This is a genomic window from Colwellia demingiae, assembly GCF_007954275.1.
In the GTDB taxonomy this organism is placed as follows: Bacteria; Pseudomonadota; Gammaproteobacteria; order Enterobacterales; family Alteromonadaceae; genus Colwellia; species Colwellia demingiae.
In genome coordinates, this window is sequence record NZ_VOLT01000003.1 from 538869 (window position 1) to 557490 (window position 18622).

Annotated in this window: 19 protein-coding genes and 1 pseudogene; 2 read left to right on the top strand and 18 right to left on the bottom strand. The window is 38.5% G+C overall.

Annotated features, from left to right (window positions below):
* Position 1: 1 nt before the first annotated feature.
* From ESZ36_RS07970 to ESZ36_RS08050, 17 genes and pseudogenes are all read right to left on the bottom strand, one after another.
* Complete coding sequence (locus tag ESZ36_RS07970; RefSeq protein ID WP_146785986.1) at positions 2-625, bottom strand: NADH:ubiquinone reductase (Na(+)-transporting) subunit D; 624 nt, start codon at positions 623-625, stop codon at positions 2-4.
* On the bottom strand, positions 625-1395 hold the full coding sequence (locus tag ESZ36_RS07975) for a Na(+)-translocating NADH-quinone reductase subunit C (RefSeq protein ID WP_146785989.1): 771 nt from the start codon (positions 1393-1395) through the stop codon (positions 625-627). Before ESZ36_RS07975 ends, ESZ36_RS07970 begins: the two co-directional genes overlap by 1 nt.
* Entirely contained in the window at positions 1388-2590 is a 1203-nt protein-coding gene (locus tag ESZ36_RS07980) for an NADH:ubiquinone reductase (Na(+)-transporting) subunit B (RefSeq protein ID WP_146785992.1), read from the bottom strand. The genes ESZ36_RS07975 and ESZ36_RS07980 overlap by 8 nt, the downstream gene beginning before the upstream one ends.
* Positions 2591-2592: 2 nt before the next feature.
* A complete protein-coding gene (locus tag ESZ36_RS07985; RefSeq protein ID WP_146785995.1) occupies positions 2593-3930 on the bottom strand; it encodes a Na(+)-translocating NADH-quinone reductase subunit A in 1338 nt (445 codons plus the stop codon).
* Positions 3931-4602: 672 nt separating this feature from the next.
* Complete coding sequence (gene rpoS / locus ESZ36_RS07990; RefSeq protein WP_146785998.1) at positions 4603-5493, bottom strand: RNA polymerase sigma factor RpoS; 891 nt, start codon at positions 5491-5493, stop codon at positions 4603-4605.
* A gap of 104 nt (positions 5494-5597) precedes the next feature.
* A complete protein-coding gene (locus ESZ36_RS07995; protein ID WP_146786001.1) occupies positions 5598-6449 on the bottom strand; it encodes a peptidoglycan DD-metalloendopeptidase family protein in 852 nt (283 codons plus the stop codon).
* Between the two features lie 85 nt (positions 6450-6534).
* Entirely contained in the window at positions 6535-7113 is a 579-nt protein-coding gene (locus ESZ36_RS08000) for a YqaA family protein (protein WP_146786005.1), read from the bottom strand.
* Positions 7113-7763 carry a protein-L-isoaspartate(D-aspartate) O-methyltransferase gene (locus ESZ36_RS08005; RefSeq protein ID WP_146786186.1) on the bottom strand — a complete coding sequence of 217 codons (651 nt, stop codon included), beginning with the start codon at positions 7761-7763 and terminating at the stop codon, positions 7113-7115. Before ESZ36_RS08005 ends, ESZ36_RS08000 begins: the two co-directional genes overlap by 1 nt.
* A gap of 18 nt (positions 7764-7781) precedes the next feature.
* A complete protein-coding gene (surE, locus tag ESZ36_RS08010; RefSeq protein ID WP_146786189.1) occupies positions 7782-8537 on the bottom strand; it encodes a 5'/3'-nucleotidase SurE in 756 nt (251 codons plus the stop codon).
* Between the two features lie 30 nt (positions 8538-8567).
* Positions 8568-9656 carry a tRNA pseudouridine(13) synthase TruD gene (truD, locus tag ESZ36_RS08015; protein ID WP_146786008.1) on the bottom strand — a complete coding sequence of 363 codons (1089 nt, stop codon included), beginning with the start codon at positions 9654-9656 and terminating at the stop codon, positions 8568-8570.
* A 56-nt stretch (positions 9657-9712) separates the two neighbouring features.
* Positions 9713-10225, bottom strand: a complete 513-nt coding sequence (gene ispF, locus ESZ36_RS08020; protein ID WP_146786011.1) for a 2-C-methyl-D-erythritol 2,4-cyclodiphosphate synthase — start codon at positions 10223-10225, stop codon at positions 9713-9715.
* 60 nt (positions 10226-10285) lie between these two features.
* On the bottom strand, positions 10286-11017 hold the full coding sequence (gene ispD / locus ESZ36_RS08025; RefSeq protein ID WP_146786014.1) for a 2-C-methyl-D-erythritol 4-phosphate cytidylyltransferase: 732 nt from the start codon (positions 11015-11017) through the stop codon (positions 10286-10288).
* Between the two features lie 23 nt (positions 11018-11040).
* The gene (ftsB, locus tag ESZ36_RS08030; protein ID WP_146786017.1) at positions 11041-11340 is read right to left on the bottom strand and encodes a cell division protein FtsB; all 300 of its coding nucleotides are present in this window, start codon (positions 11338-11340) and stop codon (positions 11041-11043) included.
* 69 nt (positions 11341-11409) lie between these two features.
* Positions 11410-12060, bottom strand: coding sequence for a hypothetical protein (locus tag ESZ36_RS08035; RefSeq protein WP_146786020.1), 651 nt, complete (start codon positions 12058-12060; stop codon positions 11410-11412).
* A gap of 42 nt (positions 12061-12102) precedes the next feature.
* Positions 12103-13221: pseudogene (locus ESZ36_RS08040) on the bottom strand (beta-ketoacyl-ACP synthase III).
* A 238-nt stretch (positions 13222-13459) separates the two neighbouring features.
* Positions 13460-14479 (bottom strand): ABC transporter permease, encoded by a 1020-nt coding sequence (locus tag ESZ36_RS08045; protein WP_146786022.1) that lies wholly within the window; start codon positions 14477-14479, stop codon positions 13460-13462.
* A gap of 33 nt (positions 14480-14512) precedes the next feature.
* Positions 14513-15394 carry an ABC transporter ATP-binding protein gene (locus ESZ36_RS08050; RefSeq protein ID WP_146786027.1) on the bottom strand — a complete coding sequence of 294 codons (882 nt, stop codon included), beginning with the start codon at positions 15392-15394 and terminating at the stop codon, positions 14513-14515.
* A gap of 434 nt (positions 15395-15828) precedes the next feature.
* Between ESZ36_RS08050 and ESZ36_RS08055 the strand changes: the two genes are divergently transcribed.
* Together ESZ36_RS08055 and ESZ36_RS08060 are read left to right on the top strand one after the other, a co-directional pair.
* Positions 15829-16035 (top strand): hypothetical protein, encoded by a 207-nt coding sequence (locus tag ESZ36_RS08055; protein WP_146786030.1) that lies wholly within the window; start codon positions 15829-15831, stop codon positions 16033-16035.
* Positions 16026-16256 carry a hypothetical protein gene (locus ESZ36_RS08060; protein WP_146786033.1) on the top strand — a complete coding sequence of 77 codons (231 nt, stop codon included), beginning with the start codon at positions 16026-16028 and terminating at the stop codon, positions 16254-16256. The genes ESZ36_RS08055 and ESZ36_RS08060 overlap by 10 nt, the downstream gene beginning before the upstream one ends.
* Before the next feature lie 23 nt (positions 16257-16279).
* On the opposite strand, the gene ESZ36_RS08065 is transcribed toward ESZ36_RS08060, so the two are convergent.
* Entirely contained in the window at positions 16280-18529 is a 2250-nt protein-coding gene (locus ESZ36_RS08065; RefSeq protein ID WP_246129020.1) for a tRNA(Met) cytidine acetyltransferase TmcA domain-containing protein, read from the bottom strand.
* Between the last annotated feature and the right edge of the window lie 93 nt (positions 18530-18622).

Here is an 18622-nt window from a genome sequence, read left to right on the forward strand (position 1 = left end):
ATTAATCCTTCTCAACTTGTTCTGGTTTCCACTGGCGTACAGCCCAGATGATTAAACCAATTATGAAGAATGAACTAAAAGGTAAGACTAATAGACCATTACCTTGGTACCAACCACCATTTTGGATCAAAGGCAGAACTTCAGCACCAAATAAGGTACCAAAACCAAATAATTCACGGAAGAAAGCAACAACCATTAAGACTGCACCGTAACCTAAGCCATTACCGATACCGTCTAAGAAGCTCACGCCTGGCTTTTCTTTCATAGCAAAAGCTTCAGCACGACCCATAACGATACAGTTAGTAATAATCAAACCAATATAAACCGATAATTCTTTCGATAATTGGTAAGAGAAAGCTTTTAATACTTGGTCAACAACAATTACGAGTGAAGCAATAATCGCCATTTGCACAATAATACGTACGCTTGATGGTATTTGATTACGAATAATCGAAATAAACAAGTTTGAGAATGCTGTTACTAGCATAACCGCAACGCTCATAACCAAAGCATTGGCCATTGAACTTGTTACAGCAAGCGCAGAACAAACACCGAGTACTTGTAAAGCAATTGGGTTGTTATCAACAACAGGTCCGAAGAGGACTTTTTTAGTATCTGAAGACATTAGTTCAATCCTCCATTACGGAATTTAGCAATAAAAGGACCATAGCCTTCATCACCCAACCAAAAATGCAAGGTACGCTGAACACCATTACTGGTTAATGTAGCACCAGATAACGCATCAACACCGTGAACATCACCTTTCTTAGCGCCACCTTTAACGATTTGAATTGCGATATTGCCTTGCTCGTTATACATTTTTTTACCTGGCCATAAGGCTTTCCATTTAGGGTTAAGCACTTCTGCGCCCAATCCTGGAGTTTCCTTAAGATCAGAATAAACAACGCTTTTAACGGTGTTCAAATCTGGTGCTAGACCAACAAAACCATACATAAGATCCCATAAACCACTACCTACGATAGGTAATACAATAGTATCTAATTGACCTTGTTCAGTTTTAACCAAATAAACAACTGCGTGGTCAGCACGACGACTAAGACCTGCTATATCATTAGCTGGTTTAGTACTTTTTGCTGAATCACGAGAGTCTGAACGCTCGTCAAACGTATTAACATCACCTTCAATAATTGTACCTGTTTTAAGGTCAATCATTTTAGCTATAACGCGTTTGTTATAAGTACCAACAATATCTTTACCTGCATCAGCTAATAAACCCGATGCTTCAAGAATCTTAGTTTGCTTATCAAGCAATTTGTTAGCTTGTTGTAGTGGTTTTAGACCAACCGCGGCAATAGATACCAAGGCAGCACACACTAAACAGATAACTAAAACAAAACCTAGGGTTCTGCCAAATGTTTCTTTATTACTAGACATTACGTGCAAGCCTCCGTTTGATATTGCCTTGTACTACAAAGTAGTCAAACAATGGTGCGAACAAGTTAGCGAATAAAATAGCTAACATCATACCTTCTGGGAATGCTGGGTTAACAACACGAACCAATACCACCATAACGCCAACTAAAGCGCCAAACCAGTATTTACCTGTATTGGTAAACGAAGCAGAAACAGGGTCAGTTGCCATAAACATCATACCAAAAGCAAAACCACCAATAACTAAGTGCCAATGCCAAGGCATAGCAAACATAGCATTAGTCTCACTGCCAATAACATTGAATAATAATGAAGTAACAACCATACCGCCAAACACACCTAATACGATGCGCCAAGAAGCAATACCTTTATAAAGGATGTAAGCACCACCCAATAGAATAGCAAAAGTAGACACTTCACCTACAGAACCAGGAATAAAGCCCCAGAAAGCGTTCCACCAATCAGCATTCACTGAGTAATCAACAAGACCTTGGCTAGCAGAGCTAAGCATAGTAGCGCCAGAGAAACCATCAGCAGCAACCCATACAGCATCACCTGAAATTTGGCTTGGGTAAGCAAAGAATAAAAACGCACGACCAGCTAACGCTGGGTTTAAGAAGTTTTTACCTGTACCACCAAAGATTTCTTTCGCGATAACGATACCAAAAGTAATACCTATGGCAACTTGCCATAAAGGAATACTAGCCGGTAAGATAAGTGCGAATAAGATTGAAGAAACGAAGAAACCTTCATTCACTTCATGACCACGCACTGCTGCAAATAGTACTTCCCAAAAGCCACCAACAATAAAGGTAACAGCATAAATAGGTAGGAAGAACATGGCGCCATAGAACATCATATCAAATGTGCCAGAGCTAGCAGTTAACGATCCGCCAAGTAAGCTGAATAAATCAACCTGCCAAGATTGTGGTAAAGCATAACCTGCAGCTAAAGCGTCAACCGCTTGAAAACCAATGTTATACATACCAAAGAACATGGCTGGAAAAACTGCAAGCCATACAGTGATCATAATACGCTTTAGATCAATGCTATCACGAACGTGAGTTTTACCTTTATTGACCATGCCTGGAGTAAATAACCCCGTAGCAACGGCTTCATAAAGTGCAAACCACTTCTCTTGTTTGCCGCCTTTTTCAAAATGCGGTTCAATATCTTCAATAAACTTTTTCAAGCCCATGACTAACCTTCCTTTTCGATTGTGGTTAGGCAATCACGAAGAATAACACCGTAATCTGTTTTGCCTGGGCAAACAAATGTACACAGTGCTAAATCTTCTTCGTCTAGCTCTAAGGCACCTAGTTGTTGCGCACCGTCGGTATCACCAGAACAAATATCGCGTAAAAACAAGGTAGGTAAAATATCTAATGGCATAACACGTTCAAAGTTACCAATTGGAACCATGGCACGTGAGCTACCGTTAGTCGTAGTAGTCATATTAAATAACTTACTCGGGAAGAAGTGCGACATATAAGCACGAGTTACTGAGAACTTATTAGGACCTGGGTACATGTAACCAATCAATTCTTTTTCACGACCTTCAAGAATTAATGATACTTGTACGCTATAACGACCTAAATAACCGTGAACAGCGCTGGCTGTTGCACCCATTAATAATGAGCCAGAAACAACACGTAATTCACCTTCAGCGGTTTCGCCTGCTGATAATTCAGCAGTGCTAGCACCTAAAACCGTACGTACTAAACGTGGGTTTGTGGCGGCAGGACCGGCGAGTGAAATAACACGAGTATTATCGATTTCACCTGTAGTGAATAATTTAGCGATCGCAATAACATCTTGGTAACCAACATGCCAAACAAATCTTTCAGCGCTTACTGATTTTAAGAAGTGAATATGCGTACCTACAAGTCCTGCAGGATGCTTACCAGCAAATTCAGTTACTGTTGCATTGCTATCTACCGGGATATTTGCCCCTGGCGCTTTGCTAACAAATACTTCACCACTAGTTAAACGAGATAAAATGGTTAAACCATTTTTAAACGCTTCACTTTGCTCATTAATAATGATTTCTGGATTCGCCGCCAATGGATTAGTATCCATCGCACTAACAAAAATCGCAGCAGGTTCACTATCAATAGCGGGTACTTTGCTAAATGGACGCGTTCTTAATGCTGTCCATAAACCTGAATCGACTAGGTTCTTAACAACGTTTTCACGTGCTAGAGAAGCAAATTCAGTTGCTGGATAAACGGTAAACGTTTCTTGATCGTAGCCATCGACATCGATAACAACTGATTGTAAAACACGTTTTTCACCGCGGTTAATTTCTTTTACAACACCGGCAGCTTGAGCTGTGAATTTAACGCCAGGATTTTTTTTATCTTCAAAAATCACCTGACCTTTTTTTACGCGATCACCCACTTTAACAAACATGGTTGGACGCATACCCACAAACTCTTCACCGAGTGTTGCAACGGTTTTGATGGACGGACCATCATGGATTACCTGCTGAGGAGCGCCTTTTACAGGAACATCCAAGCCTTTTTTTATTGTAATCATAAACACTTGCACTACTTTTGATGGGAGTATAAAAATCAGTTCATTAGCTTATCTAATGAATATCACGGCATAAAAAGCCTAAATATCAATTAGATAAAAATTAAGTCACCAATTTCAGTGTATTTCAGTGAAGAATTAATTTCAGCGTTGCCACTAAAGAAAAAAACCCACTGGCTCTAAGTTAAAATTTTCTGGCGCGATATTACCACAAAAAGACCTTTTTATTCTACGGGCATTTTAAATTTTTCATTACTATTTACGTCAACAAATGTCTATTTTGCGAAGCTATAGCTGATAATTTCGTTTTGTAAATAAGACCTTGGTGGAGCAAAGGGGGCATTAGTTGAACATCACACCTGATTTCTCAATACCTTGATTATTATTTTTAAGTCGGCTAATGCTGAAGTTCGTGTAATAGAAATGATTCATAAATAAATCCATCACGGAATCCTAATAAAAATATATCGATATTGATTAGTTATGTTAATAAATATGAGCTTATTACACATATTATCAGTTAACTAAAATATACAAAGGTTCATTATCTTTAAAAAATTTTCAATCTGAATTTTAGACATTAAAAAAGCAGCTTATAATTGCTGCTTTTTTATATCTATTGATGCAAATAACTACACGTTATTCATCGCAAGGTAATTATCACTCTATTGTCATTTAAGCTTGAAAAATGGCCTCGATTGACAAGTTTTGTTGGGATAAAATATCACGTAAACGCTTTAATGCTTCAACTTGAATTTGACGAACACGTTCGCGTGTTAAACCAATTTCACGGCCTACATTTTCTAGCGTAGATGCTTCATATCCAAGTAAACCAAAACGCCTTGCCAACACTTCTCTTTGCTTGGTATTAAGCTCATTTAACCAATGAATAATATTATTGCTCATATCTTCTGACTGTAAATCACTTTCAGGTCCGGTACTTTTCTCATCAGCAATAACATCTAATAACGCTTTATCTGAATCTCCTGCAAAAGGGGTATCTACAGAGGCAATTCGCTCGTTTAATCGCAACATTTTATTGACATCGGCGACTGGTCTATCAAGGTGTTGTGCAATATCTTCTGCAGTAGGCTCGTGATCGAGTTTTTGAATTAATTCACGAGAAGCACGTAAATAAATATTAAGTTCTTTAACAACATGAATGGGTAATCGAATAGTACGGGTTTGGTTCATTATTGCCCGTTCAATGGTTTGGCGTATCCACCAAGTAGCATAAGTTGAAAAGCGAAAGCCTCGCTCAGGGTCAAATTTTTCTACGGCTCTAATTAAACCTAAGTTTCCTTCTTCAATTAAATCGAGTAAAGGTAAGCCGCGATTATTATAACGTCTAGCTATTTTCACAACTAAACGTAGATTACTCTCAATCATCCGTTTTCTTGATGGTTCGTCGCCTTTAAGGGCTAGACGTGAGAAGTAAACTTCCTCTTCAGCGGTTAATAACGGTGAGAAACCTATTTCACTCAAATAAATCTGTGTAGCGTCTAGGTTTGACGGTGCATCTTCCTTCGATTCAATCGTTTTTTTTTGTTCTTTTAATTTGACCATGCTATTTCTCCCAAATTTGCAAAGCTTAATTTTAATTTTAAATATTCACGACAACTCCGATTTTTTATTATTTATTCTATGGTTTATTATTTACTTTTATAATTTTATTTTTTTGGTAAATATTTTAAAGGATTTACTGATTTACCTCGAAAGCGTATCTCAAAATGAAGCATTACTTTGTTGGCATCAGTGTCACCCATGGTGGCAATAACATCACCGATATTTATGATCTGCTGTTCTTTAACAAGAATACGATCATTATGGGCATAAGCACTTAAGTAGTCATCGTTATGTTTTATAATAATGAGTTTACCGTAGCCCCTTAGAGCATTACCTGCGTATACCACCTTACCTGTCGTAGAAGCTTTAATCTTAGTTCCGCGACGGCCTGTAATATCAATCCCTTTATTACCCTGCGCACTATTTGAAAAATACTCTACAACTTTGCCCTTAACCGGCCATTGCCATCGACTAATTTTTTGTGAAAACTTTTCCGATGCTAAAGTGCTGTTTTGGTATGATTTTCGAGTGCTTACATTTTCACCATACGCCTGCTTTTTAGTAGATGCAAGTGTATTTTTTGCGCTGTTTTTCTTATTAGCTGTAGAGCTTTTAGTCGAATTTTTATGTGATACCTTGTGTTTACTTACTTCCGCTGTTTTTTTAACCTTAGGTTCAACTAAAAATATTTTTTGTCCTGGATATATTCGATACGGCGAGGAGATTTTATTTAACCGAGCAATTTTTCTAACGTCTGAATTCGCCCGCCAAGCAATTGAATAGAGAGTTTCTCCTTTTTTAACAAGATATTGCGACGTCCTAATAGAATCTTTATTACGCTCTCCTATCACAATATTTGACACTGGAGCGGGGGTATTGCGGCTACTACATGAGAAAAGAGTGATTGCAAAAATAACGTAAGTAAATAAGTATTTAGCTAGTCGAAAAAAACTCATAGGAAATCCACTACAGGAAATCCCACTGCATTTTTCATACAACAAAAACCAATACTTATGCACGTAAATTGAATATCAATTCACCTTAACGTAAAGCGAAATAGCCAACAACGATGGCACCAACAATTCCCCAACCTAAAACATCAACCCATTGCCTTATCTTTTGTTCCATAGCACTACCGCCCCACTTAATTAGGCCCGCCACAAGGAAAAAACGTAAACCTCGTCCTATAGCAGAAGCAATAAAGAATGGTAGGAAAGCCATATGCAAAAATCCCGCACTGACCGTAAACAATTTATAAGGGATAGGCGAAAATCCAGCAATAAACACCACCCACACACCCCACTCATTAAACCAACCAATAGCTGTATCAAATCGATCTTGATAACCAAAATTAGAAATAAGTGGCTGAATCCAAGGTTCAAACATTAGGTAGCCAAGCCAATATCCAACTGCTCCTCCTAGAATTGAAGCAATGGTGGTTATCCCAGCAAAATACCACGCCTTGTGTGGTTTTGCTAAAACCATAGGTGCAAGTAAAACATCAGGCGGGATAGGGAAAAATATGGACTCGGCAAAGGTAAGTGCTACTAAGAAACGCGGGGCAAACTGATGTTCTGCCCAGCGTAAAGTCCACTGGTAAAGACTTGAAAAAACTTTCACTACAATAAATCTCCGGGTACTAAAGGTACAAAACGCACAGCTTCAACTTGCTGTTCGTTGAAAACATCACCTTCACGAGTGATGATTTTTAAAATTTGAGTTTGTTCTCCAACGGGGATAACTAAACGCCCACCGTCAGCTAACTGTTCTAATAATGCGGGTGGTACACTCGAAGGAGCCGCAGTAACTATAATGGCGTCAAAGGGCCCTTTGCTTCGCCAACCCTGCCAACCGTCACCATGTTTCATTGCTACATTGTGTAAATCCATAGCACGTAAGCAGCGTTGTGCTTGCCACTGTAACGCTTTAATTCGCTCAACCGAAAAAACTTTATCTGTTAGCTGAGCTAAAATAGCGGTCTGATAACCAGAGCCAGTGCCTATTTCTAATATATTTTGTGGTCGGCCATCTGCTAAGAGCAACTCAGACATCTTGGCAACAATATAAGGCTGTGAAATAGTCTGCCCTTGCCCAATGGGTAAGGCAGTATTGTCATAAGCTTTATGAGCCAAAATTTCAGGCACAAATATGTGCCTAGGAGAATGAGCGATAGCCTGTAAAACAGCAGGATTACTAATACCTTCACTTTGTAGTTTTTGCGCTAGTAGCTCTCCACTGCGCTTTGATTTTCCGCCTATGCGACTAGACATCATAAGAATACATCCGATTTAATCTGATAAGTTAAGCTCTGTAAGCCAACTTTTAATATTTTCTATACTACGATGAGCAGTCATATCAACGGTTAGTGGTGTTACTGACGCATAGCCATTAGCAATCGCATGGAAGTCGGTTCCTTCTCCCCCATCGAGTTCTTGCCCTAACACGCCATACCAATAAATATCACGCTGCCATGGGTCTTGCATTTTTTGCATACGTTCAGCTTGGTGACGGTGGCCTAAGCGCGTTACTTTTATCCCTTTTAGTTCAGCTAAGGGAATATCAGGGACATTAATATTTAAAATTTGATCTGCTGGTAATGGATGAGTACGTAAACGTTTGATTATTTTTGCAGTGACAATTGCTGCCGTTTGATAATGTTGCTCATTTTTTCCCGCCAAAGATACTGCAATAGCAGGCATGCCCATGTGGCGCCCTTCAGTTGCCGCCGCGACAGTGCCTGAATAGAGAGTATCATCGCCTAAATTAGCGCCTTTATTTATACCTGCAACCACTAAATCACAATCAGTAAAGAGCTGACTACTGCCTAGGTGCACTGAATCTGTTGGTGTACCGTTAACCGAGATAAAGCCATTATCCAAGGGCTCTGCCCGTAAAGGGTTGAGTAATGTTAAAGAGTTACTGGCACCACTGCAATTTCGATCTGGGGCGACTACGTTTACCGAGAAATGTTTAACGAGTTCATCAAATAGCACTTTAATACCTAATGCGTGCACGCCGTCATCATTGCTTAGTAATATTTTCATTTTACTCGTTAAGCTTCGTTCATCCATAATTTATGCCGAATCCTGCTGATTTGGGTTAGCAATATTTTCTCTTTTATCAATACGCGTTGTCATATCTTGGTAGTTCAATAACTCACGTAAAACCGTAGTGGCATAACATCCAGAAGGTAAAAAGAAACTAATTTTTACTGCATTGTTACCTTCTTCCGCTGATAATAATTCAATATCGGTATCGCTAACCGTCAAGCGAATGCGACGGCGCTCTTGTTTTAGACCAAAACGTGGTAACCCTTCACAAAACTCCTGATTTTTTGTCGCAACTTCTTGTTCTAATGCCAGTGGTGCATTGCTAGTCATCAGTTCACCAGCGCCCCACATAGGTGCGGTTATATCAACATCTTTATCAGTAAAGCGTTGTTCAATAGCGCTATCGACTTCATCAAGATGAAATACTGATTGTGTACCCGCTAGCATTAACACATCGCCAACAGCTACTTTATCGAAACATTGCTGTTGAATGCGTTCATTAAGCACAGCATTAAAAATATGCGATCGAGCTGCCGATAGATACATACCACGCTTTTTCTTATCTTTTATTTTCTGCCCTGCGAATAAAGATAAAGCACGGTCTATATTGCCACCGCCGATACCAAAACGCTGCTCACCAAAATAATTAGGGACACCCTGATCAACAATTTGTTGCCAGCGCTTAGTAAATGCTTTGATAGCGGTCACTTCACGTAAAATCAGCTCAAACCTATTACCCGTTAATGCGCCTGTGCGTAATTTCTTATTGTGTCGCTTATAAGAAAGGATCTCTACGCCTTCAATATTTAAGTCATCTAAATTGTATTCTTGCTTACCTGGAACGTGTACACCGAACCACTGTTCGGTTATCGCAAAACGATCCTTTAAGCCAGCATAAGAAACAAGCTGTTCTTTTACTTCAAAATACTTAGCGAGTTCTCGGGCGACAAATAAGGTATTAGCACCTGTTTTTCGAATATGAACAAATAAATGCTCCCCTTCACCACAGGGTAAAAAGGGTATTTCTTCAAAAACTTGAAAGTCACTTATTTGACTACGTAATAAACCACTCGATTCTGGTTTACCATGTAAGTAGGCTTGTTCAATTAACATGTTATCTATCTTCTTATAATTCTGTATGTGTTAGCGATAAAAGGCGATAAACCCAACTAAATATTTTGTATTTCTTCGATAAGTGGTAAAGGGTGATCAATCGCTATTAATAAAACGACAGCATGTACTGAGATACCTTCTTTTCGTCCGGTATACCCTAGTTCCTCTGTCGTGGTGGCTTTAACATTAACTTGCTCAATCGTTGCTTTTAAGTCTTCACTTAAACACGTTCGCATCGCTACCAAGTGAGGTGCCATTTTGGGTGCTTGAGCTACAATAGTAATATCAGCATTACCTAGTTGAAAGCCCTTGTTTGTCATTAACGAAACCACATGACGTAGTAGTATTCTGCTAGAGATGTTTTCATACTGCCCATCGGTATCAGGAAAGTGGTTGCCAATATCCGCTAAGCATAACGCCCCTAAAATAGCATCACAAAGCGCATGAATTGCAACGTCGCCATCGGAATGTGCGATAAACCCCTGGTCAAATGGTATTTCCACCCCACCGAGTACTAAAGGCCCTTCGCCACCAAATTTATGTACATCAAAACCATGACCTATACGCATTTTGTTGTCCTTTTATCTAGTTATACCAATCAAATTAACTAAGTGATCTATTTAAATAGTCTAATTGGTATTATTCGTTTGCTTATTTAAATAAAATTCAGCTAGTGCTAAATCATTAGGGTGAGTTATTTTTATATTTTCACTACTTGCTGAAACTAACAAACTGGGTAAGTTCGCATATTCAATAGCTGACGCTTCATCTGTTATTTTCAAACTATTTTCCAGCGCTTTCTCTATGGCAAGCGTTAACTCATCTGTCTTATACATCTGTGGTGTCAAGGCATGCCATAATTGTTCTCGTTCAACAGTACGCTCGATAATACTGCTATCACCTTCAGCATTCTCTTTAGAGGGTATGCCACGTTTCATGGTATCTCTAACAGGTGTGGCTAATATACCGCCGTAATCATTGCTTAAACATTGAGTAATTAACTTATCGATATCTTCATGGCTAACACAAGGGCGCGCCGCATCATGTACTAATACCCAAGGGTATTTATCCCTATCGACAGCTTTTAAGCCATTGAGTACTGAATCAACTCGTTCACTACCCCCGTTTACACGAATGATGTCTTTATGATGTGCTAATTGAGATTCCGCAAAGTATTGGTCATCGGTCCCTAAAGCAACAATAACTTGGCTAATTAAAGGGTGATTTAACAATCTCATCACTGTATGCGACAAAATTGTTTCATTATTGATGCGAAGGTATTGTTTTGGACAATTTGCCTGCATACGTTTACCCACACCTGCAGCGGGAACAATAGCAATAAACTTTAGTGCTGACGCCATTAAGAAGCTACCTTGCTATTCATCTAATTATTTACGTTACGAGTGTTATTTTCTTTGGGGATAAGTCGAAAGAATGTTTCATTTTCTTTTATCATACCTAACTCATTTCGAGCACGTTCTTCAATCGCTTCAAGTCCTAATTTTAAATCATCAGTGTCAGCAAAAAGTAATTTATTGCGTTGTTGTAATTTTTCATTGGCGCTCTGCTGGCGAACAACATTTTCTTTCAGGACAAGATAATCAGGCACACTATTTTTACCAAACCAAAGTCGGTATTGAAGTAATACTAATAATATCAGCAAAATAGCTGTGAATACGCGCATGACAACCTAAATAAAGTGTATAGAAAAATACGAGATTATTACCGTTATTATACCTATCTACGGGCAGAGTTAAATAGCTAACGGTTTTTTGAAGTTTTTCCAATTAATAGAGCAAGATAGTAACAATTCTCTCAACGTTGGAATAATAGGAAGTTGTTTATTATTGCCTTGCCAGCAATGCCCAGAACAAGCTGAAGTCATTATTTTTTTATTGGGTTTAAGCAGGCGCTTATTTGCCTCCTGATCTTTATTCATTAATTGATCAGCGGCTAATGAAAACCAACCCCCAACATTTGTTCGTATTCTCTGCTTATCAAGATCGATCCGATCAATGCAATCAATTATAATATGATCAGCTAACAACACAGGTACAGCAAGTCCGACGTAAATATCTTTTTGCAAGTACCAGTTAATTGTATTCGCACACTCTTGCTCAGTTTCTTGTCCAGTTAAAGGCATTTGTTTACCTTGTTTAGCTGACCAACTGGCATTTTGAGTATCTAGCAGCAGTGGCGAGTGCCCTTGTGCGATAACCGTTACCATAGCATGAGCCGTACGAGTTATATAATAAGACAAACTTTCTAAGCGTGCTTGTACCGACTGCGCACTTGAAAAATCGCCCTTGGCAATAATACTAATTTCTCGCTGATAAAGGCCGTTGCAAAGCTCTGCAAAATCCCCTGTCTCAGTGTGTAGTTGCCAAAGGCTAGATTGCGACATAATTCCTACCCTATATAAATTCTACTTTACATAAGTTTTACTTTAGACATATTCCAACAATAAACAGCATGCTGAGTATCCCGCACCAAAAGAGCACAATACACTCTTATCTCCAGTGGATAGGTCTTGCTTATTCTTGTGTAAAGCAATAATACAGCCTGCTGAACTAGTGTTTGCATACTCATCTAATATAATGGGAGCTTCACTACTGCTTGGTTCTCTTCCAAGTACTTTTTTACCGATAAAGTTATTCATATTAATATTTGCTTGATGTAAATATAATCGCTTAATATCATCAGCACCTAGACCCATTTTTGCCATTTCACTGGTAATTAAAGTAGATACCATAGGCAAAACTTCTTTAAACACTTTTCGTCCTTGCTGGATAAAGAACTTATCATCATGATCCACATTTTCTGGACTACAATTATTCATATAACCAATATTACTACGAATATTATTAGAAAAGCTGGTCATTGGTTTTTCACTGATGATTTTAAAAACATGCTAAGCATTAGCTGTACTTTCATCTTCGATGATAGAAGCCGTTGCTACATCGCCAAAAATAAAATGACTATCCCTATCTCGGTAATTAATTTGTGGCGATAATATTTCAGGGTTAATTACCAACACTGTTTTTGCTGTGCCGCTACGAATGGCATTTGCCGCATTGATAATACCAAAAGTGGCCGCCGAACAAGCGACCAACATATCGAATCCCCAACCGCCACAGCCAAGGGCATTTTGGATTTCAATCGCCATGGCCGGGTACGAACGCTGGGTGTAAGCACAAGCAACAATAATAAGGTCAATATCAGCTGGTGTTTTATTGGCAGCTAACATTGCTTCCTTAGCTGCTGCAACACCTATCTCTGCCTGCATAGATAGTTGGTCATTATCACGTTCAGTATAACGTGGCGACATAATGTCGACATTTAAAATGCTCTCCTTCTCCATGACATAACGGCTTTTTATGCCCGAAGCTTTTTCGATAAAACTACTGTCTGAAGGAGATAACGCGACTATCTTACCTTCTTCAATCTCCTGACTATGAGTAAGATTAAATTTTTCTACGTATTGGTTAAAACAGTGTACTAATTCATCATTTGAGATGCTCTGGGTTGGCGTGTACAACCCAGTTCCACTAATCACTACAGCCATAATAGGTCTCTTAAAATAAAGGGTAAATGTCATTGTATTTATGTGACAACGACGTACTCAAAGCAAGTATACTGGTATGACCATACAATTACCACAAACTCAAATAATGTCGTAAAGCTATCAAAAACCTGACTCTACTTGCCTGTTTATAATACTAATACTACACCACAACACCATCGTTACAATTTTTATTTAACAGTGACGTTCACTACTCTGTGATGACTATCAGGTTAAAATTTTAACGCTCAGTATTCCAGCTAAATAAATAAGCCCCTAAGACCAAAAAGACACTACTCATCAGCAGTAATATATTAACATGAAAACTAATATCACTAAGCGTGGCTCCTTCTGTAATAACAGCCCTTGCGCCAGCAACTAAGTGAGTTAGAGGCATAAAGTCTGCCAATGTTTTTAACGCATCAGGCGCTCCCTCTAAACTAAACCAAACGCCTGAAAGCATCATCATAGGCCATGAAGTTAAATTCAATAGGCCGCCAATAAGCTCTTCGCTTTTACTACGACTTGCTACAAGTAGCCCTAGACTAATTAAACAAACAGCACCTAATGCTCCGATAATGAATAGATCAATATAACTCCCTAACATAAAGAAGTCGAAAAATAGATTACAGCCACTATAAACAACCGTTGACATAAACATAACAATAAATAGCCGTGATAATAATTGCGCAGAAATAAATTCAAATGAGGATAATGGTGTTGCTTTTAAACGTTTTAACACTGAGTTTTTTCTATATCGCACGATGACATAACCCACGCCAAATAGGCAACTGAACATCATATTCATGCCCAAGATTCCCGGCAGTACCCAATCAACATACCGGATGTTCTTGCCACTGCTTTGTAGACGCGTAAAACCTGATTGTTGACCGAGGAATATTTTTTCAATTAAGTAACTTTTTGATGACTCTTCATTTACCCAATAACGCTTAGCATCATAGTCAACTAACAAATCGAGACTGTGCCGGCTAAGCTTTGCTTTCGCTAAAACAAGATCGCTATAATCAATAAAATCAATAAAACGTAACTGAGTAAGTGTTGTTTTGGCAGCACTTTCATTTTGCTCTTGTGCAACGATCAATCCCACTTTATAGGCTGAACGCCCATCTCCAGAAAAGATAAATGAAAAACCGACTAATAATAAAACGGGAAAAAATAAGTTCCAGCCAAGCGCTGACCTATCACGGAAAAACTCAATATTTCGTGCTTTAAAAACTGCAAAAAAACGTTTCAAATTCATTTTTTTTCCTAAAATATAAGGGTACGGCTAAAGTTATGCCTGTAATGAATGGCCTGTTAACTTCAAAAACAAGTCATCAAGGTTAGCTGACTTGACATGTAAGCCATCAAGAGAAACATTATGCCTCATCAACAGCGATAACGTTTGTTCAACATTCTTACTGGTAATTTCAATAAGATTAGCTAATTCATTCCAACCATGCTCTTTTACCAGCTCCTTTGAGACCTGTGCCTGAGGTAAGTAGATAAAAACATCTTCAAAATGTTTAGCTAATAGCTCATGTGGGGTACCCGCTTCAATTATTCGCCCTTGATCCATGATGACAATATCATCACAAAGCTGCTCTGCTTCATCCATATAGTGAGTGGTCAAAATAACAGTTTTATTTTGCGCTTTAATATTTGTAATTAACTGCCAAAAATTTCGACGGGCATGAGGATCTAATCCTGTTGTTGGTTCATCAAGAAAGATAATTTGAGGATCATTTATCAAGGCTAAAGCGAGTAATAATCGCTGCCTTTGCCCCCCTGACAACAAACGATTATCACGGTCTAAGAACGCACTTAAATCACACAGTTCGATTAATTGCGCTTGTGGTAAAGTGTTTTGATAAAAAGAGGCAAATAAACTGAGAGTTTCTTTAACGGTTAAAAAATCTTGTAAAGCGGTATGTTGAAACTGAATGCCTATTTGCTGAGATATTTGACTATCAACACGCTGGCCTTGATAAAGCACATGTCCTGAAGAGGCACTTATAATGCCTTCCATTATTTCAATAGTCGTCGTTTTTCCAGCACCATTAGGCCCGAGTAAACCAAAACAATGACCTTGTTGAACGTCGAAACTCACGTTATCAACTGCACAGACATCTTTATATTGCTTACAAAGTGACTGTACGCTTACTGCTGCGTTCATATATTCATTCCCTTTTTTCAACATCTATACCCGTTATCAATCAAGATACAGGTTTCAGAGTGCTTGAGCAATTTCAATACAAGGCGCACTTTTGTAGTAATGGTCATTCCCTTACCAAAAAGTGAAACGACGTAGTGGTGCTGCTCAAGCGCTTCTTCGATGGGGCTAAAAACGATTTAAGTTGCGTTATTCATTTGAACAATGGAATAACCATTGTCTAAAATAAATGCCTTACCTAAATCGTTTTCAGCTACCACTGAAACCCTGCACTTTGAATGATAGCGGGTATATACCCAGTGTACTGATTAATAGCGATAAGTAATACTAAATAACATTTACTATCAATAACTTTACCAAAAACAACAAATGATAATAATTATCATTTGCATCTATAGGGTTCTTTGTTTATGCTTAGTAAAACAAGGGGAGAAAATATGGCCACTATTACCACTAACAAAATTGACAAAGTACAAGTTGAGATTTCTAGCAACCTACTTTCTCATTTACTCAATTCAGGTTTATTACATTGCGGTGATTGCAAATGTTTAAATGCCAATGCTAAAACAGTCATTTGGCATAACTTACTTGCAAGTAGCACCAGCAGTGACGCTCTCGATGGAGAAGAAGTTTTATGTGCTTAACTGCTTCAAATGAATTTACTCATATGGAAAGCTGGCTAGTTATGTTACTTACCACCTATAACAACAACCCAAGTAGCGGTTTAGCAAAAACGATTAGCTTTTATCTAACTAAATTGCTGCGCCATGATGACATAAGTTTTAGTGGTAACAAACGCTGTGAATATCTTGCTATGCAACGATTTTGGCAATGGCATGCAGGAATACAGAAGCCAGTTAACTGAATGAATGGGCATAGTTAATGCCCTTAGTTAATTTCAGTATTAAGCCGTAAATGCACATAGCCTTTAATATGTTTGTTCAGCATTTTTTTCCCTGTTAAGCCAAATTGTTGGCAAACAGAGTCACTATCATGCTTTTGTATTAATCTTGCAACAAGCACTAAAGACTGCTGTAAAACTTCTGTTGAGTGACTCTTAGTTTCACTCAACAGATCCTGCTTAAGCCATAAATACAAACTATAACAACAACTGCTATATAAACGCTCACCACGTGAAAATGCCTGAACATTGGCAATATCTAGCGCGGACAAAGTGCTTAAGTCTCCTTGAGAACTTTGCCTCAACAAAAAAAACACAAGCTCAGTTGTAAGTGCTTTATATTCTTCTAAGAGTAAATAATCAAAACTTTGATAAAAGTTACGCTTAAAGCTCTGCTGCTTTTGCTTGCTTTTTACACCGAGTCCCTTAATTAATAAAGCAGAATGCTCTCCACTAGCTTTGTCTTTGGTGAAACCAATCCTTGCAGTAGAAAACCCAGCGCTAAGCCAGAAAGAAAGCAGTTCAGGGTTAACACCAAAACTAGCACCAATAAAATCAACATTTTGATCTATTGCTAGTAACTCGATGTGTTGAATAAATTGAGCTCCAATACCTTGCTGCTGAATTTGCGGGTGAACAGCAATGCGCATAATACGTAAGTATTTATAATTAAAGGCTTGCTCAAAACCGCAATGGCTGAATAATGATTGTGGTAAGAAATGGCTACGTAGACGACGTTCAGAGTTTTTTATTGCACGAACATCTGCATCACTCACGCCATTCCCCTTTCCTTCATTCATCAATAGAGCAACTGCAAGGATTTCTGCATCATTCTTTTTTGAAGAATAAAGGCAAGTTAATTGCACCTGAGGGTTATCTAATAGTAGCTGTAAATCACTCGGCTTAGTTTGGTAATGTGCTGTCACCAAAACCGCAAAAACTTGCTTTAACGATGCCTCATCAGCAACAAGCTCTTTTGCAGAAAGAACTTTGAACACAGGCTCATCTGTTGTATTTAAGGTATCAGTCTTCTTGACGGAACTACTTTTATCATTGATTAGCGACTGAGGCGCTAATGTCGTTTTCAAAGTAGGTAATTCTGCATTTAACAAACATGCGTCAAAGACCAATTGTTCAAGCGGATCATCTTCTCGCCAACGGATCGGCTGATTAATATGTAAACTCGCCCATTGTGGGCATAACTTCTCAAGAACTTTTTGAAACTTTAAAGTAAAGCCTCTCCCTGCCCCTTCATAACCATGAACAGTACTAGAAAAAACCATCCGGTGATAACTTCTAAGTAATTTTTCAAGCAGATAAACAGGAATAGCCGCCGCTTCATCAACCAGAAGAAGACTAACTTTTATCGGTGTCCTTATTAATTGGTCAACAGCCATAAACGTTAACTTAACCTTGCCAAAGGTAATAGTATTACCTTGCTGCTCTGCGCTAATTAAGCTTTGCTTTAATTGCCGATAGAAAACTGATAACGCTTGAGCATCAGGCGCAGTAATAACAATATTAAACTCATCGTGTTTATGCGCTGTCATTAGTTGAGCACAGGCAATAGCCAATGCTGATGACTTTCCTCGACCGCGATCAGCAGTCAACACTAGCGGCCTTTTTCTTTGCCCTGAAAGAACTTTTTTGATGGCAACAACCGCATTGTACTGCTCTTGGGTAACACAACCATGAGGGTAAGTCGAAGTAGCCAACACCTTCAGTTGGCTATCTAAATCAGAACAAAGCGGTAAAGATGAAGCTTGCGATTCCCCAATAACGGTATGGCTGGACATTTCTGATATTAGTGAATAGAAGCGTTTAAAAAAGAGGCTATTTTCAAATTTGTCATTTTTCGATGGTATGACTAGAAATAATATACCACCTGCTTTTAGTGTTCCCGATAATCCGGCAAAAGCATCTATAGTAAAATCGCTATCGGCAAAAATAATAAAATCACTTTCGCTGCCTAACTTATCTCGGTAGCGTTTTCTCTGAACATTTGCAGGAAATACAGAGCTATCACCATAAATAAGGCACTGAGCTAGCGAAGAAGAAGCCAGGAGTTCTTGTTTAGTATCAGTGCTTAAAGCCGCCTTAATCCCGTCAATGGAGTGCAATAAAGACATTGCCCAAGGCTCACTGCCAGATAAAATAACCATCCGACGCTCATTTTTTGCTGATGCTGCCTTGGAATAATTGTTAAACCAAGATAGGAAATCCTGTACTTGCACCATATTTTTTTTAAATCCTATAATAGAAATAAGTGAATAAAATCCAAGTTATCAAGTATGTTAAAGCAAAAAAATGAGATTTCGCCTAGCTTTTTT